This is a genomic window from Rhodopseudomonas palustris (genome assembly GCF_007005445.1).
Lineage (GTDB): Bacteria > Pseudomonadota > Alphaproteobacteria > Rhizobiales > Xanthobacteraceae > Rhodopseudomonas > Rhodopseudomonas palustris_G.
Genome location: NZ_CP041387.1, coordinates 4,216,551 through 4,235,572 on the forward strand (window position 1 = coordinate 4,216,551; position 19,022 = coordinate 4,235,572).

19 protein-coding genes, 1 tRNA gene and 1 pseudogene are annotated in these 19,022 nt (G+C 64.4%); 13 read left to right on the forward strand and 8 right to left on the reverse strand.

Features of this window, described 5'->3' with window-relative positions; genetic code table 11:
- The first annotated feature begins 167 nt into the window (after window positions 1-167).
- Complete coding sequence (locus tag FLL57_RS19390) at window positions 168-884, forward strand: glutamine amidotransferase (RefSeq protein ID WP_013500515.1); 717 nt, start codon at window positions 168-170, stop codon at window positions 882-884.
- Window positions 863-1,621: pseudogene (locus FLL57_RS19395) on the forward strand (YggS family pyridoxal phosphate-dependent enzyme); the annotation flags it as partial. The gene FLL57_RS19390 and the pseudogene FLL57_RS19395, both read left to right, overlap by 22 nt.
- A 346-nt stretch (window positions 1,622-1,967) precedes the next feature.
- Here the strand turns inward: FLL57_RS19395 and FLL57_RS19400 are convergent.
- Window positions 1,968-2,552: a hypothetical protein gene (locus tag FLL57_RS19400; RefSeq protein WP_013500514.1), complete on the reverse strand. Its 585-nt coding sequence runs from the start codon at window positions 2,550-2,552 to the stop codon at window positions 1,968-1,970.
- A 265-nt stretch (window positions 2,553-2,817) separates the two neighbouring features.
- On the opposite strand from FLL57_RS19400, the gene FLL57_RS23640 reads away from it, so the two are divergent.
- Complete coding sequence (locus FLL57_RS23640; RefSeq protein ID WP_013500513.1) at window positions 2,818-2,946, forward strand: hypothetical protein; 129 nt, start codon at window positions 2,818-2,820, stop codon at window positions 2,944-2,946.
- A 154-nt stretch (window positions 2,947-3,100) separates the two neighbouring features.
- Here FLL57_RS23640 and FLL57_RS19405 read toward each other — a convergent pair whose 3' ends face one another.
- From FLL57_RS19405 to FLL57_RS19415, 3 genes are all read right to left on the reverse strand, one after another.
- Entirely contained in the window at window positions 3,101-4,423 is a 1,323-nt protein-coding gene (locus FLL57_RS19405) for a pentapeptide repeat-containing protein (protein WP_013500512.1), read from the reverse strand.
- 554 nt (window positions 4,424-4,977) lie between these two features.
- Window positions 4,978-5,054: transfer RNA gene (locus FLL57_RS19410), tRNA-Arg, on the reverse strand.
- Between the two features lie 324 nt (window positions 5,055-5,378).
- On the reverse strand, window positions 5,379-6,857 hold the full coding sequence (locus FLL57_RS19415; RefSeq protein ID WP_013500511.1) for a sensor histidine kinase: 1,479 nt from the start codon (window positions 6,855-6,857) through the stop codon (window positions 5,379-5,381).
- A 342-nt stretch (window positions 6,858-7,199) separates the two neighbouring features.
- Here FLL57_RS19415 and rpmH point away from each other — a divergent pair, with 342 nt between their 5' ends.
- From rpmH to FLL57_RS19455, 8 genes are all read left to right on the forward strand, one after another.
- Window positions 7,200-7,334: a 50S ribosomal protein L34 gene (rpmH, locus tag FLL57_RS19420; RefSeq protein WP_006609582.1), complete on the forward strand. Its 135-nt coding sequence runs from the start codon at window positions 7,200-7,202 to the stop codon at window positions 7,332-7,334.
- A 23-nt stretch (window positions 7,335-7,357) separates the two neighbouring features.
- On the forward strand, window positions 7,358-7,699 hold the full coding sequence (gene rnpA, locus FLL57_RS19425) for a ribonuclease P protein component (protein WP_013500510.1): 342 nt from the start codon (window positions 7,358-7,360) through the stop codon (window positions 7,697-7,699).
- A 16-nt stretch (window positions 7,700-7,715) separates the two neighbouring features.
- Entirely contained in the window at window positions 7,716-9,593 is a 1,878-nt protein-coding gene (yidC, locus tag FLL57_RS19430; protein ID WP_013500509.1) for a membrane protein insertase YidC, read from the forward strand.
- 160 nt (window positions 9,594-9,753) lie between these two features.
- A complete protein-coding gene (gene yihA, locus FLL57_RS19435; RefSeq protein ID WP_047307140.1) occupies window positions 9,754-10,404 on the forward strand; it encodes a ribosome biogenesis GTP-binding protein YihA/YsxC in 651 nt (216 codons plus the stop codon).
- Window positions 10,404-10,778, forward strand: a complete 375-nt coding sequence (locus tag FLL57_RS19440) for a DUF423 domain-containing protein (protein WP_013500507.1) — start codon at window positions 10,404-10,406, stop codon at window positions 10,776-10,778. Before yihA ends, FLL57_RS19440 begins: the two co-directional genes overlap by 1 nt.
- Before the next feature lie 113 nt (window positions 10,779-10,891).
- Window positions 10,892-11,788 carry an acetylglutamate kinase gene (argB, locus tag FLL57_RS19445; RefSeq protein WP_011156197.1) on the forward strand — a complete coding sequence of 299 codons (897 nt, stop codon included), beginning with the start codon at window positions 10,892-10,894 and terminating at the stop codon, window positions 11,786-11,788.
- An 86-nt stretch (window positions 11,789-11,874) separates the two neighbouring features.
- Window positions 11,875-12,894: a DUF1036 domain-containing protein gene (locus FLL57_RS19450; RefSeq protein ID WP_433962605.1), complete on the forward strand. Its 1,020-nt coding sequence runs from the start codon at window positions 11,875-11,877 to the stop codon at window positions 12,892-12,894.
- Entirely contained in the window at window positions 12,891-13,613 is a 723-nt protein-coding gene (locus FLL57_RS19455; RefSeq protein WP_142883753.1) for a pyrimidine 5'-nucleotidase, read from the forward strand. Before FLL57_RS19450 ends, FLL57_RS19455 begins: the two co-directional genes overlap by 4 nt.
- Window positions 13,614-13,803: 190 nt before the next feature.
- Here the strand turns inward: FLL57_RS19455 and FLL57_RS19460 are convergent, their stop codons facing one another.
- Window positions 13,804-14,103, reverse strand: a complete 300-nt coding sequence (locus tag FLL57_RS19460; protein ID WP_142883755.1) for a GIY-YIG nuclease family protein — start codon at window positions 14,101-14,103, stop codon at window positions 13,804-13,806.
- A 278-nt stretch (window positions 14,104-14,381) separates the two neighbouring features.
- Between FLL57_RS19460 and dapD the strand changes: the two genes are divergently transcribed.
- Together dapD and dapE are read left to right on the forward strand one after the other, a co-directional pair.
- The gene (gene dapD / locus FLL57_RS19465; protein WP_142883757.1) at window positions 14,382-15,227 is read left to right on the forward strand and encodes a 2,3,4,5-tetrahydropyridine-2,6-dicarboxylate N-succinyltransferase; all 846 of its coding nucleotides are present in this window, start codon (window positions 14,382-14,384) and stop codon (window positions 15,225-15,227) included.
- 7 nt (window positions 15,228-15,234) lie between these two features.
- The gene (gene dapE, locus FLL57_RS19470; protein WP_142883759.1) at window positions 15,235-16,392 is read left to right on the forward strand and encodes a succinyl-diaminopimelate desuccinylase; all 1,158 of its coding nucleotides are present in this window, start codon (window positions 15,235-15,237) and stop codon (window positions 16,390-16,392) included.
- Between the two features lie 139 nt (window positions 16,393-16,531).
- Here the strand turns inward: dapE and truA are convergent, their stop codons facing one another.
- The 3 genes from truA to def all read right to left on the reverse strand — a co-directional run bounded on the left by truA (window position 16,532) and on the right by def (window position 18,981).
- A complete protein-coding gene (truA, locus tag FLL57_RS19475; RefSeq protein WP_142883761.1) occupies window positions 16,532-17,269 on the reverse strand; it encodes a tRNA pseudouridine(38-40) synthase TruA in 738 nt (245 codons plus the stop codon).
- Between the two features lie 176 nt (window positions 17,270-17,445).
- Window positions 17,446-18,378, reverse strand: coding sequence for a methionyl-tRNA formyltransferase (gene fmt, locus FLL57_RS19480; RefSeq protein WP_142883763.1), 933 nt, complete (start codon window positions 18,376-18,378; stop codon window positions 17,446-17,448).
- Window positions 18,379-18,453: 75 nt separating this feature from the next.
- Window positions 18,454-18,981, reverse strand: a complete 528-nt coding sequence (gene def / locus FLL57_RS19485; protein WP_047307353.1) for a peptide deformylase — start codon at window positions 18,979-18,981, stop codon at window positions 18,454-18,456.
- Between the last annotated feature and the right edge of the window lie 41 nt (window positions 18,982-19,022).

The window sequence follows — 19,022 nt, forward strand, 5'->3', positions numbered from 1 at the left end:
TCTCATTCAACCGGCAGCATTTCTCACCGCGGCCGGCGCAGCGCAATGGCCGCGGCGGCTTGACATCGGGGCCGCCGATGGCGTGATGCTGAGCGACGACATGTCCGTTTCGGACAATCATTCGATCAGCACGCGTCACTCGTACGAGACGTGGTGCGGAGTGCACGATGACCAACCCGCCCCGTTCGAAGACCGCTGTCGTGATCCGGCACGTCGTCTTCGAAGATCTCGGCTACTTCGCACCTGTGCTCACCGCGGCCGGCTACGACATCCGCTATGTCGATCTCGATCAGGCACCGCTATCGGCGCTGAGTCCCGAACAGCCGGATCTGTTGATCGTGCTCGGCGGACCGATCGGCGTCTACGAAGTGGAGGCCTATCCGTATCTGCTCGACGAGCGCCGGATTCTGGCGGCGCGTCTCGCCGCGAATCGGCCGACCTTCGGCATCTGCCTCGGCGCCCAACTGATCGCCGCGACGCTCGGCGCCGACGTCGCGCCGATGGGCCACAAGGAAATCGGGTTCGGGCCGTTGACGCTGACCGATGCGGGGCGGCGCGGGCCGCTCCGGCATCTCGACGGCGTCCCGGTGCTGCATTGGCACGGCGACGCCTTCCAGATTCCCGCCGGCGCCGAAAACCTCGCCGCCACGGCGCTGTGCGCCACTCAGGGCTTTGCGATCGGCCGCACCGTTCTGGGCTTGCAGTTTCACCCGGAAGTCGAGGTCGATCGCGGCATCGAGCGCTGGCTCACCGGACACGCGGCGGAGCTGTCGGCAGCCGGCATCGATCCGCGCGCATTGAGGGCGCAGGCGATGAGCATCCCACGTGAAGCGCATCTCGCCGCGCAGCGGATGTTCGAGGAATGGCTGTCGCAGATCGACTGACGGGCGACGACATCGCACGGTTCGGCAGCGATCCGGCGCGCATGTTCGCCGCCAACCTGCGGACCGTGCAGGAGCGCATTGCGGCCGCCTGCCGTCGATCAGGCCGCCGGCCGGAAGACGTGCGGCTGCTTCCCGTCACCAAGACAGTCCCGGCGCAGGTGCTGCGGCTGGCGTTCGCCGCGGGCATCACCGATTTCGGCGAGAAAAAGCGCGCGACAAGCGCGCCGCCCTCGCTGATCTGGCGATCAGTTGGAGCATCATCGGCCATCTGCAAACCAACAAGGTGAAGTATCTGGTTCAGCTCGCCTCGAAGTTTCATGCGCTCGACAGCGTCCGGCTGGCCGAGGAATTGAACCGGCGCCTCGACGCCCAGGGCCGCGATCTCGACGTCTTCGTGCAGGTCAACACCTCCGGCGAAGCCAGCAAATACGGCCTGCAGCCCGACGAGCTGATCCCGTTCGTCGAGCGCCTGACGGACTACCCGCGGCTGAAGCCGCGCGGACTGATGACGCTGGCGATCCTGAGCCCCGATCCGCCGCGGGTGCGGAACTGCTTCCGGCTGTTGCGCGAGCTGCGCGGCCGCGCGGCCGGCGGTCCATCCCGGCGTGACGCAATTGTCGATGGGCATGACGGGCGACTACGAGATCGCGATCGAGGAAGGCGCCGACGTGGTGCGGGTCGGCCAGGCGATCTTCGGACCGCGCCCGACCAGCGATGCGCTGTACTGGCCAGACATCGGCAAGGCGCCGGCGTCGGACCCGCAAACCGGCTCAGCGCGAGGTCGCGCGATGAGGCCGCCCAATCTCCAAGCCTGTCCGTTGAAATGGCGCGCCATTCAGAATAAAACTGCGAACTCTTATGTAATTGAAATTGCAATATAAATATCCGGGACGCGTTGCCCCGCCATTGGTGAGCCAGGTCGATGTTGCATGAACTCTGAGCGGCGAGAGTCCATCTCGCTCGGCCCAGAGGACCTTTTGAGACATTGTGTTGCGCTTGGAATCGAAGCCAGATGGTCGAGACGCCGCGGGCTCGGTTCACGAGGGCCTGCTGCGGCGATACCCGGACGCGCCTAGCCGCCGCCTAAAGTGCGATGTTGCCGAAGTCGTCTGGCCCGAAGATTGCCACGTGCGTGAAATCTGTGTCGACCAGATCGGGCCAGTCGGACGGCGGCTTGTCACGCAGCGCCTCGGTACAGACCTTCAGATCCGCTGCCGGGATGGCGTCGTAGGAAATGATCACCTCGCGGCTTCGAAGGACCGAGAGGAAGACCTGTCCGAGCGGCGCGCCATTCATGTGTCGGTGATTGCTGATGGTCAAATCCCAGGTACCACCGAACGACCAGTCAACGCCGACGCGCGCGGGCAGCTTGTTGGCGTGCACTGCGAGCTTGAACGCAGACTTGCCGCCCTTGTTCAGTAGGAGGGGCGTCTTTTTGGGATATGACGATAGGCAAATGATGTTCTTGCCGTCGTCGCCGATGGCGTCGATCACCTCCTGCGGCGTTATGTGCGACTGCGGCCACGTCGGCTTCAGGCCGTCCGTCTGGATCGTCGCAAACTGATCCGAGGTCCGGGCATGGGTGAACCAGCCGTAGGCGCTGATCGCGGCGGTTCGGGCTTCGGTCATTCCGGTAGGGCCGAGCAGGTCGATATGGACATTGGTCATTGAAATCTCTCGGTTGAAAGAACGCCTTGCGGTCTGGCACGACAGTCATATGTATATAGCCAGTCACCCGGCGCGCGCCCACGACGCCGATTACGGGACTTGGGTCTAGGATCAAAGAATCTACTGGGGTGATGCCCCGTCCTGCCGGACGTTAAATGGCGACATGATCTCTGGTGCCGTGACAAGCACCGCGCCGCGGGCCTAGGCGACGCAAAGCGATCCCCGCAATTCGCAACGGCCAGCCACTGGCCGGCAGGGATCGTCTATGAAGTCCGCAACCTGGGCCGCCATCATCATTGCTGTGAACGACATCTGGAGCCTTGCGGCTCTCGCGCTGTTAATCGTGGGCGAAATCACCCTCGCATATTTGAACGCGAAAAAACCGAAGCGGTAGTCCGCTTCGGTCTCCTTCTCGCTATCCTTCCTCTTTCTCACGCGGCGCGGCGGCGAAAAGGACAGGATCGTCCCGACTTGACTGATGATGGTCGGAGGCGATCTAGCGCCGTCCTCTCGGCTTCATCCGCGATATCTACCTTGAGAGAAGCGCTTTATCCTCGCCATTTGGTCTTGGCTGACACAATAGTTTCAATCCTGCAGTCTTTGTAATCTTCATCTTGCCACTTCCGAGTTAGCCAATCTTCAGCTTTCGTCCCATCTAAGTATGTCGCCCCCTCTGGGGCGTGCCATCGTTCGTAGGAGATCGAAGGGGTGACGACAGAGCAGTCTCTTGGCTGCGGCATCGGTCCAGAGTACGAAGCGGGAATGACCGGGCGAGAGCCATTCAAGCAATAGTAGGAGCCTTCAAGGTCGACATCATCAAAGCTCGTCTCTTCGAAGTGCGCATTGGTCAAATTTGCATCACGAAAGGGATGACTGTGTGATGCCTTCCAGCCGTATTTTTCTCGATCTAGAACGCCGAAGTGAGCACGTAAAAACGAGGATCCTGACAAGTCTGCCGCGGTAAAAGCGGAGTTGATAATCCGCACATTCTCAAATTTAGTTCGGTCAATCACAGCTGACGTAAGGTCTACGAAGAATAGCTCTCCCTTAATGAAGCGGGATTCAGATACTAAGGAACGTTGCGCGTCCATGCGAGATAGTTGGAAGTTCTTGAAATTGGTTCCAAGTATCTCGGCGCGCCTCAGGCTTCCAAAGAACGAAGAGTCGAGAACTGTGGCCCCGTTTAAGGCTAGGCAGTTCGCGTCTCCGCTGAAAAATAAATTCTTCAGATTGGATGAGCTGAGGGATGCGCCGCTGAGCATGGTGTTCTCAAAGCGAGCATCGACCAGAGTTGCGCCACCGAAATCAACCGCCGACAGATCAGACCGGTCAAACATCGGACTGTGAAGAGTCGCGCCAGCTAAGCTTACGAAGGCGCCTTTTTGCTTCGGCGCAAGATCAAGCCCCGAAAAATCCGTCTTGCTGATTTGATCAGGTGTAGAAGTTAGATTGTAGATGCACCGTGGTGCAGAACCCCAGTAACTTAGCTTAGACAGCCAGGACGACGATCCAAAGGCGCGACCAAGCAAGCAGTCATGTGTATTTAGATATTCGAGCGCATCCTTCTTTCCAAGATTGCCCCCGCCGGGCTGAGCTAAGAGCTGCCAAGCGCTCACTACTCTGTCGATATGCCTATTATCGGTTTCTCTTAAGTAATTCCATACAGAGAGAATCCCGCCAATTGCGCCAGATAAAAGAACAGCCTGTGTGACCCAATGGTCCCGAAGCTTGCAGATGATACTGTAAGCTTTTGTGGAACGACGCGCCTGCTCCTTTTCGGCGCCATCCGCAAGAATGGCTACCTTTTCTCGGACGCGCACGATTTCGTCGAGTATTCTGCTAAACGGCTCGTTATCTGCAGGTGTAGTCATGTTCGTTCAAACCAAAGTGCAGTTTGGCTATTACGATGGACTTGATTGTTGCCCCACCGATCGTTGGCTGATTTGGGGGCTGACATGAGTGAGCAAAGAGTGCGCGACGGCATCGAGAGTGAAATGTTGCTACTATATGCCCGCGCGTTCAATGCAGATGATCGTGTTTGGGCTTAACAATTCGGCCCAGCCTATGCGGCCTATTTGCTTCAGAGCGCAGTAGGCTGCCGCAGCTTCACGAGTTGCAGGTACCGGTTCAAGCTTGAGAGGTCGAACTTGTCGCGGGCGCGCTCCCAGTGATCGTTCACTTGTTGGAAGGTCGCGTCGACATTCTGGACTCCGTCAAAGCGGATCAACCAACGAAAAACGTGGGCTTGCGGATTGCGAAAGCTAGGAAGCCGACTTCCAATCGGGGCCGGGGCGAACGCTCCACCGCTTCCTCCAATCAGAAGCTGCGGGATGGTATGTGATTGGTATGGGACTGTTATTGAGGGCGGCGGACGCATTCTCATTGAGAATGATAAACGAAAACGTCTGAAGAATTAATATGCTAATGGCGCGCCCGAAAGGATTCGAACCTCTGACCCCCAGATTCGTAGTCTGGTGCTCTATCCAGCTGAGCTACGGGCGCGTCTGCCGCGGGTCTCGTCGGGTCAAGCCCTGAGCCGCCGGCGGTCCGCAGCGGCGAAGCGCTGCGAAGGCCGCCATAGCTAGCGGCTCCGATCCGGATTGGCAAGCGCCGCGGATGCTCTTTTCTGACGGATCGACGACGACGCCCGCCGCGCCGCGATTCCCGCGGGGAAAACCCGCCGGCCTCGGCGCCGGAGGTGGCCCGCACCGTGCGCTAAACTGCCGGTGCGGAGGCGGCTCCGGATCGCGACGGCGCAGCTTGCCGGCGCGAACAGCTTGGATTCCGCACGGATACGGCGATTCAGCTCGAAAAGGCAGGCCGGGGTCAGGCGCGGGCGCGTTCGCTGCGCAGGCTGTGCAGATCGACGGGGCGGTCGGGGATCGAGATCCGGAAGGTCGCGCCGATGGTGCCCTCGACCAGCTTGATGTCGCCGCCATGGGCCCGCACCAGCTCGGCCGCGATGGCGAGGCCGAGTCCCGAACCGCCGGCGCGGACCGAGCCGTGAAACGCCTCGAACAGGTGGTCGCGGGCCTTCTGCGGCACGCCGGGGCCGGTATCGGAGACTTCGAGCACCGTCACCGATCCCTCGCGGCGGCCGGTGATGCGGATCTGCAGCAGATTGGCATCGCCGCGCGGCAGGCTTTCCAGCGCCTGCGCGGCGTTGCGCACCAGGTTGAGCAGCACGCGGAACAACTGGTCGGGGTCGGCATCGATGGTCAGGCCGCGCTCGATCGCCGCCACCCAGGTGATCGACGCATCATCGGCGAGCCCGGCGGTTTCGCGGACATCGTTGACCAGCGGCTCGATCAGGATGCTGCGGCGATCCGGCGCCGCCTCCTGGGCGCGGCCGTAAGAAAGCGTCGACTGGCAGAACGCGATCGCCCGCTCCAGCGAGCGCACCAGTTTGGGCGCGAAGCGCTGCACCCGCGGGTCCGGCACGCTGGAGAGCTGGTCCGACAGAAGCTGTGACGACGCCAGCAGGTTGCGCAGATCGTGGTTGATCTTGGACACCGCGAGGCCGAGCGCGGCGAGCCGGCTCTTCTGATGCAGCATCGACACCAGATCGCGCTGCATGTCCGACAATTCGCGCTCGGCGAGGCCGATTTCGTCGCCGCGCGGCCCCGGCACCACGATCGAGGCCGGGCTTTCCGGATCGCGACGGAAATTCACCATATTGGCGGTCAGCCGCCGCATCGGCCGCACGAACAGGAAATGCAGCGCCAGATAGATCAGCGCCGTGGTCAGGCTGGTGATGGTCAGCGACACCAGCAACAGATTGCTGGAGAACCGGTACATCGCAATGCGCAGCGGCGCGGCGTCGATCACCACCTCGATGAATTCGGCATTGCCCTCGCCCGGGCCGACCACCCGGATCGCCGAATTGCCGCTCTCCAGCATCACCACGAAGGAATCGAGAATCGCGCCCCATGGCGTGACCTTGCGCATGTCGACGACGTGATCGATCGTGGTCGGCAGATTGGAGCTGGCGAGCAGCCGGCGCTGCTGCCCCATCTTGATCGCCACCGCGCGGGCCTCGATCGAATCCAGGATCTGCTGCGCAAGAGAATCGGGCACCCGGCCCGACGGAGACGCATCCAGCACCAGCACGGCGGTGTTCGCGGCCGCGAGGCGGTCGTTCAGCCGGTTCAATCGGTAATTGGCGATCGACGGCACGTAGATCAGGATTTCGGCGATCAGGATCAGCGGAATCGTCAGCAGCAACAGCTTGCCGGACAGCCCGATCTTGGGCTCCAGACCGCGCCGCCAGGCGTGCGTTTCCGGCTGTTTGTCCGCTGTCTGCACCGCGCCTCGCTCCGGTCCGCTCCTCACCGCCGGCCCCCGGGCCGGAATCGCGACATTATCTAATGTCAAGATGCTCCTTTGCGAGAAGCAGGTCAAATTACCGTTTTCTCATCCGTGAAGACGAGCGCGCGGATTCGACACGGCCGGCGCGGCGCAAAACCGCCGCCGCGCGCAATTGACGAGACCAAGACGCTCCCGTATAAGCCGCGCCAACTGTCCGCGATGACCCGGCTTTGCCCGGGGCGGTTCATTTTTGGGCTGCATCCGGCTCATCTGTGAGCCGACATCTCCGGGCTTACCCACCACTTAATGAATAACTGACCCGGCAACGGAGAACGGCCCGTGAAGCGGACTTATCAACCCAGCAAACTGGTGCGCAAGCGCCGTCACGGCTTTCGTGCCCGTCTCGCCACCACCGGCGGCCGCAAGGTGCTGGCGGCTCGCCGCGCTCGCGGACGCAAGCGTCTGAGCGCCTGAGCGGGCTCGCCCGGGACCTGTTGATGGAGCGGTTGCGGCAGCGGGCGGATTTCATCGCCGTTGCCGGCGGGCTGCGGATCAACGGACCTGCCTTCGTGCTGCAGAGCCTGCGGCGCGAAGATCAGGGCCCGATCCGGGTCGGCTTCACCGTGACCAAGAAGATCGGCACCGCGACCGAACGCAATCGAATTCGCCGCAGACTGCGCGAATTGGTGAAGCGGACGGATCGCGGTTTTCTGCTGCCGCACAGCGACTATGTGCTGGTCGGACGCCGCGCGGCGCTGAGCCGCGACTTTGCCGTCATGCTCGGCGATCTGCGCACCGCGCTCGAGCGGGCGGCGCGGCGATCGCCCAAACCCGCGTGAGTGACGAGAACCGACGATGTCCGACAATCGCAACACCATTCTCGCCGTCGTTCTGTCGGGCCTCGTGCTGCTCGGCTGGCAATATTTCATCAATATCCCGCAGATGGAAAAGCAGCGCGCCGCCCAACAGGCCCAGCAGGCCCAGCAGCAGCCCCAGACCACCTCTCCCGGCACTGCGCCCTCGGGAACGCCGTCTGCCACGCCTGCGCCGGGCACTCCGTCGGCCCCGGGCGCGCCCTCTCCGGCCAATCCTCAGGCCGCTGCCACCCCGACCGTCAGCCGCGAAGCCGCACTTGCCGCCACCCCGCGCATCAAGGTCGAAACCACGCAGCTATCCGGTTCGATCGCGCTGAAGGGTGCACGGATCGACGATCTGGCGCTGACGCAGTATCGCGAAACGGTCGACCCGAAGTCGCCGCCGATCGAGCTGTTCTCGCCGTCGGGCAGCGCCCGGCCGTATTATGCCGAGTTCGGCTGGGTCGGCGCAGCCGGCGCCAACGTCAAGCTGCCGGACCACAACACGGTCTGGACCCAGGAAGGCTCGGGCGCGCTGACGCCGGCCAATCCGGTCACGCTGAAATGGGACAATGGCGAGGGCCTGACCTTCCGCCGCCAGATCGCCGTCGACGATCGCTATTTGTTCACCGTCAAGGACGACGTCACCAACACCGGCGCCGCCCCGGTGACGCTGTATCCGTTCGCACTGATCTCGCGCCACGGCACGCCCCACGTCGAGGGCTATTACATCCTCCATGAAGGCCTGATCGGTTATCTCGGCGAGCACGGCCTGCAGGAATACAGCTACAGCAAGATCGACGAAGCCAAGTCAGTCGGCTTCAAGGCGACCAACGGCTGGCTCGGCATAACCGACAAATACTGGGCTTCGGCGCTGTTGCCCGACAACACCGCGCAGCTTCAGGCGCGGTTCTCGGCCAACAAGGCCGGCAACGTCACCACCTATCAGACCGACTATCTCGAAGACGCCCGCACGGTTCCGATCGGCGGGACGGTGAGCGCCAACGCCCGGCTGTTCGCCGGCGCCAAGGAAGCCCGCGTGGTCGGCATCAACTTCCCGTTCGCCGGCCTCGGCGGATACGACCGCCAGCTCGGCCTCAACCATTTCGACCTCTTGATCGACTGGGGATGGTTCTACTTCATCACCAAACCGATGTTCCTGGCGCTCGACTTCTTCTTCCATCTGGTTGGAAATTTCGGCGTCGCAATTCTGCTGGTCACGGTGCTGATCAAGCTGATCTTCCTGCCGCTCGCCAACAAATCCTACGCCTCGATGGCGAAGATGAAGGCGATCCAGCCGCAGCTTCTCGCGCTCAAGGAGCGTCACCCCGACGACAAGGTGAAGCAGCAGCAGGAGATGATGGAGATCTACCGCAAGGAGAAGATCAATCCGGTCGCCGGGTGTCTGCCGATCCTGCTGCAGATTCCGGTGTTCTTCTCGCTGTACAAGGTGCTGTTCGTCACCATCGAAATGCGGCATGCGCCGTTCTTCGGATGGATTCACGACCTGTCGGCGGCGGATCCGACCAACCTGTTCAACCTGTTCGGCCTGATCCCTTACGATCCGACCGCGATCCCGGTGCTCGGCCACTATCTGGTGCTCGGCGCCTGGCCGCTGGTGATGGGCTTCACGATGTGGTTCCAGATGAAGCTGAACCCGCAGCCGCCGGATCCGACCCAGCAGATGATCTTCGCCTGGATGCCGGTGATCTTCACCTTCATGCTGGCGCACTTCCCGGCCGGTCTGGTGATCTACTGGGCCTGGAACAACCTGCTGTCGGTGATCCAGCAGGCCTACATCATGCGTCGCAACGGCGTGAAGGTGGAGCTGTTCGACAACCTGAAATCGTCGTTCAGTAAAAAGAAAAAGACGGCCTGACCTTTCACACGGGCCGTCATTCCGGGGGCGCGTGCCTAGCTGGCGAACCCGGAATCCAGAGGTTGTCGCGCACAGAGATTCCGGGTTCGCGCGCAAGCGCGCGCGCCCCGGAATGACGACCGTGCCTGGGGCGCGGCCGTGCCCCGGACTTGGAAGCTCAATGACCGACACCATCGATCCAGCTCTGATCGAACGCGGCCGCAAGATGTTCGCAGGCGACTGGCATTTCATCTGGGCCTCGCCGTCGATCGAGACATTGCCGCCGATGGGCAGCGTAGAAATCGCGTTCGCGGGCCGCTCCAATGTCGGCAAGTCGAGCCTGATCAACGCGCTGACCGGCCGCAATGCGCTGGCTCGGACCTCGCACACGCCGGGCCGTACCCAGGAGCTGATCTTCTTCGAAGGTCCGCCCAATGCCGGGCTGCGGCTGGTCGATATGCCGGGCTACGGCTACGCCGCCGCCTCCAAGGCCAAGGTGGCGTCCTGGACCTCGCTGATCCATCATTTCCTGCAGGGCCGCGCCACGCTGGCGCGGGTCTATGTGCTGATCGACGGCCGCCATGGTCTGAAGGATGTCGACCTCGACATCCTGAAGACACTCGACAGGGCCGCGGTCAGCTACCAGATCGTTCTGACCAAGGCCGACCAGGTCAAAGCCGCCGAGCTCTCCGAGCGGGTGACCGCGACCGTCGCGGCACTGACCAAGCATCCGGCCGCATTCCCCGAGGTGCTGACCACCTCTTCGCGCACCGGCGCCGGAATGCCGGAGCTGCGCGCCGCGATGATCCGCCTGCTCGACGAGCGCCGCTGATGCACGCCGCCCTCCGCCTCCTGATTGCGATCGCCGGCCTGTACGGGGCCGCCGGCGTGGCGCTCGCCGCCGCGGCCGCCCATGTGCCGGACGCCGGCCGGCTCGGCCCGGCATCGTCGATGCTGCTGTTTCACGCCTGCGCAATCGCGGCGGCGGTGCTGCTGACCGAGCGAGGCATCGCTCACCGGATTCCCGGGCTGGCGGCGACGTTCGGCTTCGTGTTCGGCACCGCGCTGTTTGCCGGCGCGCTGACGATGCTACAGTTTACCGGCCAAGGCCTGTTTCCGATGGCCGCGCCGACCGGCGGCTCGATCCTGATCGGGAGCTGGCTGCTGCTGGCGGTCGCCGCGCTGTGGCCGCGGCGCAGGCCCTGATCCGCGGCCGCGGCCTCTAGGATCGGCCGCGCCGAAGTGCTAGCGATCTGTCCCGCCGCAACGGCCCCGGAATTGCTCGTTCAGACCGTCCCTTCAGCTCGAAAGACCGCTTCATGACCGACGCGCCCGTCATCAGCCCGCTCGATCAGGCCCGGATACTGTCCGAAGCGCTGCCGCACATGCAGCGCTACGACGAGGAAACCATCGTCATCAAGTACGGCGGCCACGCCATGGGCGCCGAGGACACCGCCAAGGCGTTCGCGCGCGACATCGTGCTCCTGGAGCAGACCGCGGTGAACCCGGTGGTGGTGCATGGCGGCGGGCCGCAGATCGCGCAGATGCTCAAGCGCCTCGGGATCAAGTCGGAATTCGCCGCCGGGCTGCGCATCACCGACGCAGCCACCATCGAGATCGTCGAGATGGTTCTGGCCGGTTCGATCAACAAGCAGCTCGTCGGCTACATCAACGAAGCCGGCGGCAAGGCGGTCGGCCTGTGCGGCAAGGACGGCAACATGGTGTCCGCCAGCAAGGCGACCCGCACCATGGTCGATCCGGATTCACGGATCGAGGAAGTGATCGATCTCGGCTTCGTCGGCGAGCCCGAGAAAGTCGACCTGACCTTGCTCAACCAGTTGATCGGGCACGAGCTGATCCCGGTGCTGGCGCCGCTGGCGACCTCCGCCTCGGGCCAGACTTTCAACGTCAATGCCGACACCTTCGCGGGCGCGGTCGCCGGCGCTCTGCGGGCGAAGCGCCTGCTGCTGCTGACCGACGTGCCCGGCGTGCTCGACCAGAACAAGAAGCTGATCCCCGAACTGTCGATCAAGGACGCCCGCAAGCTGATCGCCGACGGCACCATTTCGGGCGGCATGATTCCGAAGGTCGAGACTTGCATCTACGCGCTCGAACAGGGCGTCGAAGGCGTCGTCATCCTCGACGGCAAGGTGCCGCACGCGGTGCTGCTCGAACTGTTCACCAACCAGGGCACCGGTACGCTGATCCACAAGTGATGCGGGGCGGCGGCGATAACATCCGTCATGGCCGGGCTCGTCCCGGCCATCCACGTCTTTCCGGCGGTTTTCTCAGCAAGACGTGGATGCCCGGCACAAGGCCGGGCATGACGGGGTGGAGATCGCGCGCCCTCGCCACCTTTGTCACCACCCTCGCCCTCACCTCCGCCGCCCACGCCGACCTCAAGATCTGCAACCGCATGAGCTACGTGGTCGAGGCGGCGATCGGGGTGGATTCGAGCGGCGCCACGGCGACGCGGGGCTGGCTGCGGATCGATCCGGCGCAATGTCGCGTCGTGGTGCCGGGCGCGCTCAATGCCGACCGCATCATGCTGAACGCACGCGTGCTGCCGCTGTACGGCGCCTCGCCGCTGCCGCAGAACGGTACCGACCGCCTGTGCGTCGCCGAGGACAATTTCGTCATCGCCGCCGCCCGTCAGTGCCGCGGCAGCCAGACGCTCGCCGCCTTCACCGAGATCAAGCCGACCGACACCGAGGACGGCAACAAGATCGCGTATCTGGCCGAGGATTCCGACTACGACGACGAGCAGGCCAAGCTGGCCGCGATCCAACGGCTGCTGCTGATCGCCGGCTACGATGCCTCGCCGATCGACGGCGTCGACGGCCCGAAGACGCGAGCGGCGCTGTCCGCCTTCCTCAAAAGCCGGGGGCTGAAACCGGAGATCGTCGACGCTCCGGATTTCTTCGACGTGATCATCAAGGCGGTACAGCAGCCGTCCGGCGGCGGGCTGACCTGGTGCAACGACACCAGGTACAAGATCATGGCGGCGGTTGCCGAGGACGACGGCAAGACGATCACCAGCCGCGGCTGGTACGGCATCGCGCCCGGACAATGTCAGCGTCCCGATCTCGGTACGCAGCCGAAACGGGTGTTCAGCTTTGCCGAAGCGGTCGACGGCAGCGGCCGCCCGGTCAGCATCAAGGGCCGCGCACTGAACTGGGGAGGCGGCACCTTGCTGTGCACCCGCGACAGCAAGTTCGAGATCGGCGAACAGGGTGACTGCGCCGGGCGCGGCCTCACCGCCACAGGTTTTGCTGCGGTCGATCTTTCCGACGGCAAGCCACTCAGGTTCACGACACCATGATGCAGCTCGGTAAACGCAACTTCGACCACGTCGAAACCTGGGTGTTCGACCTCGACAACACGCTGTATCCGCATCACCTCAATCTGTGGCAGCAGGTCGATGCGCGGATTCGCGACTTCGTCGCCGCCTGGCTGAAAGTGACTCCGGAGGAGGCCTTCCGCATCCAGAAGGATTACTACAAGCGCTACGGCACCACGATGCGCGGGATGATGACAGAGCACGGCGTCCATGCCGACGACTACCTCGCTTACGTTCATGCCATCGACCATTCGCCGCTCGAGCCCAATCCGGCGATGGGCGACGCAATCGAGCGGCTGCCGGGGCGCAAGCTGATCCTGACCAACGGCTCGGTGGCGCACGCCGGCAAGGTGCTGGAGCGGCTCGGCATCGGGCATCATTTCGAGGCGGTGTTCGACATCGTCGCTGCCGACCTCGAGCCGAAGCCGGCGCCTCAGACCTACCGCCGCTTCCTCGACCGCCACGGCGTCGCCCCGGCGCGCGCCGCGATGTTCGAAGACCTCGCCCGCAACCTCACGGTGCCGCACCAGCTCGGCATGACCACCGTGCTGGTCGTGCCCGACGGAAGCCAGGAGGTGGTGCGTGAAGACTGGGAGCTGGAAGGCCGCGACGCCGCCTATGTCGATCACGTCACGGACGATCTGACGGGATTTTTGAAGACGCTGAGCGCCGCGAAGCAAGGCACCGCGCCTCCCCAATAACGACGTCATCGCCCGCGCATGCGAGCGATCCAGTATTCCAGAGAGGCCGCGACCTCCCCTCCTATGCTCTGGCATACTGGATCGCCCGGACAAGCCGGGCGACGACGTGGGAGGGTGGGAGCGACGCCGCGGCCACTCCCCAGCCGTCATCGCCCGCGCAGGCGGGCGAACCAGTATTCCAGTGCGCCAGTTAGGCAGGACCGGCGATCTCCGGGTACAGATCATTCCAATCCGGATTGTGCTGTTCGATCAGCCTGACCTTCCACTCCCGCGGCCACTTCTTCAGCCGCTTCTCACGGCGGATCGCATTCTCGGCATCGTCGAACACCTCGAAATACACCAGCCGATCGACGCCGTAGCGCAGCGTGAAACCCTCGACCTCCTTGGATTTGTGTTCGGCGATGCGGCGGACGAGGTCGTTGGTGACGCCGACGTAGATCGTGCCACCTATCCGGCTGGCGAGGATATAGACGTAGAACTGCCGCGGCATCGGCGGCCTCCCCAATAGTCGAGCGCTCTGGGATACTAGATCGCCCGGACGAGCCGGGCGATGACGCGAGAGAATGGAAACCGGCGCCACCACATCCACAGCCGTCATCGCCCGCGCAGGCTGGCGAACCAGTATTCCGGGGCGTCCGCGATCCATCCAATGCTATTGAATATGGGATCGCCCGGACGACGCGGCCGGCGCCGCCTTGACTCTCCTGGGCCGAATCCGGACAAACACTGCACGAAATTCCCCGAACAAATCCGTCCAAGGACCCGTCGATGCCGCTCACTGCCCTGGAATCTACCATCAACGCCGCTTTCGACGCCCGCGACACCGTCACGCCTGCGACCCAGGGTGAGGTTCGGGAGGCGGTCAACGATGCGCTCGATCTGCTCGACCAGGGCAAGGTGCGGGTGGCGCAGCGCGACGCCTCCGGCGCCTGGACGGTCAATCAGTGGCTGAAGAAAGCGGTGCTGCTGTCGTTCCGGCTCAACGACATGGGCGTGATCGCCGGTGGCCCCGGCGGCGCCAACTGGTGGGACAAGGTGCCGTCGAAGTTCGAAGGCTGGAGCGAGAACCGCTTCCGTGAGGCCGGCTTCCGCGCGGTGCCGGGTGCGATCGTCCGCCGCTCCGCCTTCATCGCCAAGAACGCGGTGCTGATGCCGTCCTTCGTCAATCTCGGCGCCTATGTGGACGAATCCACCATGGTCGACACCTGGGCCACCGTCGGCTCCTGCGCCCAGATCGGCAAGCGCGTCCACATCTCCGGCGGCGCCGGCATCGGCGGCGTGCTCGAGCCGCTGCAGGCCGGCCCGGTGATCATCGAGGACGACTGCTTCATCGGCGCCCGCTCCGAGGTCGCCGAAGGCGTGATCGTGCGCAAGGGCGCGGTGCTGGCGATGGGCGTGTTCCTCGGCGCCTCGACCAAGATCGTCGACCGCGAGACCGGCGAAACTTTCATCGGCGAAGTGCCCGAATATGCCGTGCTGGTACCCGGCACGCTGCCCGGCAAGCCGCTCAAGAACGGCGCTCCCGGCCCGGCGACCGCCTGCGCGGTGATCGTCAAGCGCGTCGACGAGCGCACCCGCTCCAAGACCTCGATCAACGAACTGCTGCGGGACTGACCGCACCGTGACCGCGACCGCGCTCGAGATCGCGCAGGCGCTGCTGCGCTGTCCGTCGGTGACGCCGGCCGATGCCGGCGCGCTCGGCGTGCTGGAAACGCTGCTGACGGGCGCCGGCTTCGACGTGCATCGCGTCACATTCAGCGAGCCGGGCACCGCCGACATCGACAATCTGTATGCACGGATCGGCACCAGCGCGCCGCATCTCTGCTTCGCCGGCCACACCGACGTGGTGCCGGCGGGCGATACGGGCGCATGGACTCACGACGCGTTTTCCGGTGACGTCGCGGACGGCCTGCTGTACGGCCGCGGCGCGGTCGATATGAAGGGCGGAATCGCCTGCGCGGTGGCGGCGACGCTGGACTATCTGGCGGCGAACGAGGGCAAGCCCAAAGGCTCGATCTCGTTCCTGATCACCGGTGACGAGGAAGACGTCGCCGTCAACGGCACCGTCAAGCTGCTGCAATGGGCGGCCGAGCGCGGCGAGCAATTCGATCACTGCATCGTCGGCGAGCCGAGCAATGTCGAGGCGATCGGCGATACCATCAAGATCGGCCGGCGTGGCTCGCAATCCGGCGTGCTGATCGTCGACGGCACGCAGGGTCACGTCGCCTACCCGCACCGCGCCGCCAATCCGGTGCCGGACATTGCCAGACTGATCACCGCGCTGAACGACGAGCCGCTCGACGCCGGCTCGGCGCAGTTCCAGCCGTCAAATCTCGAATTCACCTCGGTCGACGTCGGCAATCCGGCCACCAACGTGATCCCGGCGCAGGCCCGTGCCAAGTTCAACATCCGCTTCAACGATCACCACACGCAAGACACGTTGAAGGCGCTGGTCGAGCAGCGGCTCGCGGCCGCGTGCGGCAACCGCATCCGCGCCCGGATCGAGTGGCTGCCGTCGAACGCCGATGTGTTTGTCACTAAGCCCGGCACCTTCACCGATCTGGTCGGCGCCGCAATCGCGGAAGTGACCGGCCGGACGCCCAATCTCAACACCGGCGGCGGTACCTCCGACGCGCGCTTCATCGCCAAGTTCTGCCCGGTTGTCGAATTCGGCCTGGTCGGCCAGACCATGCACCAGATCGACGAACGCACGCCGGTGAGCGACCTCGACAAGCTGACCGCGATCTATCGTGGCGTGCTGGAGCGGTATTTCAAGTAATCACAACGACCCGTCATTCCGGGGCGCTCGCAAAGCGAGCGAACCCGGAATCTCGAGATTCAGTTCACCGCTGCGTTCGCTACAACATCGAGATTCCGGGTTCGCGCTACGCGCGCCCCGGAATGACGAGTGTGGGCGCTCAGTAATCCACCTGCACCAGATACAGCCCCTCCGGCGGTGCGACCGGGCCGCAGGCGGAGCGCTTACGCGCGGCAAGTGCGGCGGCGAGATCATCTGCGGTCCAGCGGCCTTCGCCGACCCAAACCAGCGAGCCGACCATCGAGCGGACCTGGCTGTGCAGGTAGGAGCGCGCATTCGTGACGATATCGACGGCGTCGCCGTCGCGGATCACGTCGAGCAGGTCGAGGGTCTTCTCCGGCGAGGCCGCCTGGCACTCGGTGTCGCGGAATGTGGTGAAGTCGTGCTTGCCGATCAGCACCTGCGCGGCGCGGTGCATCGCGTCGGTATCGAGCGACTTCGGCACCCGCCACACCTTGCCGAGATCGAGCGCCAGGTTGGAGCGGCGGTTGGCGATGCGATAGCGATAGTGCCGCCGCACTGCCGAGAACCGCGCCTCGAACGTCTCCGGCACGATCTCGGCCGCCAGCACCGCGACCGGATTGGGCCGCAGATGGGCGTTCAGCGCGTCGCGGAGTTTGTCGGCGCGGAACGGCTTGGCGATGTCGAGATGCGCCACCTGCCCGAGCGCGTGGACGCCCGCGTCGGTGCGGCCGGCGCCGTGCACCCGCACCGCCTCGCCGCACGTCGCTAGTGCCGCCGCCTCCAGCGCGCCCTGCACCGACGGAAGCTTCGGCTGCAACTGCCAGCCACAAAACGGCGCGCCGTCATATTCGATGGTGAGTTTGTAGCGGGGCATGCGACTCATCTTTAGGGCGCGGCGTAGCCCCGAATTCTGTCGTCATCGCCCGGCTCGACCGGGCGACCCAGTATTGCAGAGCGTCAGTAACAGATCACGAACGCTCTGGGATACTGGGCCACCCGCATGCGCGGGTGGTGACGGCCGACGATTGGGGTAGCGGCTCGGATAGAACCCTAAGCCACCCGCACGCCCTTCGCGATCGGGGTGCCGCGCAAAAACTCCTCGACGGTCATCGGCTGCTTGCCGGCGCGCTGCAATTGCGCGATCCGGATCGCGCCGTCGCCGCAAGCAATCGTGAGATCATCGCCGATCACTTCGCCCGGCGTACCGCGGCCCTCGGCGAGCGCGCAGCGCAGCACCTTGATCCGCACCGGCTGACCTTCGATCGGCAATTCGCACCACGCGCCCGGGAACGGCGACAGGCCGTGGATGTGGCGCAGCACCGCGCGCGCCGGCTGCGAAAAGTCGATCCTGGCTTCGGCCTTGTCGATCTTGGCCGCGTAGGTGACGCCATCTTCGGGCTGCCTGGTGAGCTGCAGCCCGCCGCGCTCCAGCGCCGCCATCGCCCGCACCATCAGGTCGGCGCCGAGCCGGGCGAGCTGATCGTGCACGTCGGTGACCGTCATGGCGTCGGTAATGGCGATCCGCTCGGCCATCGCGACGTCGCCGGTGTCGAGGCCAGCGTCCATCTTCATCACCATCACGCCGGTTTCGGCGTCACCCGCCATGATGGCGCGATTGAGCGGCGCGGCGCCGCGCCAGCGCGGCAGCAGCGAGCCGTGCAGATTGAAGCAGCCAAGTGCGGGCGCATCGAGAATCGGCTGCGGCAGAATCATGCCATAAGCGACGACGACGGCCGCATCCGCCTCGTGGGCGCGAAAATTCGCCAGCGCCTCCTCGGTGCGCAACGTCTTCGGCGTCAGCACGGGCGCCTGCAGCCGATGTGCCGCGAGCGCCACCGGCGTCTCCTGCAGCTTCATGCCGCGACCGGCCGGTTTCGGCTCGCGCGTGTAAACCGCGGCAATGTCGTGCCCGTAGGCCGACAGCGCCAGCAGCGTCGGCACCGCGAATTCGGGCGTGCCCATGAAGACGAGGCGAAGCGGCATGACATAAGTCCTGGACAGATCTGGCGATGGAGGCCGAGCGGCCGCAACGCGCCCGCCGGTCACCTGCGCGAGCGCTCAGACGTATTTGATGCCGCGCTTGGCAGCCTTCTCGAACTTGCGAATCACCATCGCGCGCTTCAGCTTCGACAGGTGATCGACGAACAGCACGCCGTTGAGGTGGTCGATCTCGTGCTGGATGCAGGTCGCGAACAGACCGTCGGCGTCCTCTTCCCGGACGTTGCCGTCGAGATCGGTGTAGCGGATCCGCACCGTCTTCGGGCGCTCGACCTCGGCGTAGTATTCCGGGATCGACAGGCAGCCTTCCTCATAGACGTTCATCTCAGCGGACGCGCCGACGATCTCAGGATTGATGAAGGCGCGCGGATCGCTTTTGCCGTCGCCCTCCTTGCGGACGATATCCATCGTGATCAGCCGCACCGGCTCGGCGATCTGGATCGCCGCCAGCCCGATTCCGGGGGCCTCGTACATGCTCTCGAACATATCGTCGGCGAGCTTGCGGATCTCGGTCGTCACCTCGGCGACGGGCTTGGAGATTTCACGTAGCCGCTTGTCGGGCAGGATGATGATTTCGCGCAGGGCCATGGCGGCGATTTAAGCGGCGCCGACGTTGCGGTCAATCCGGG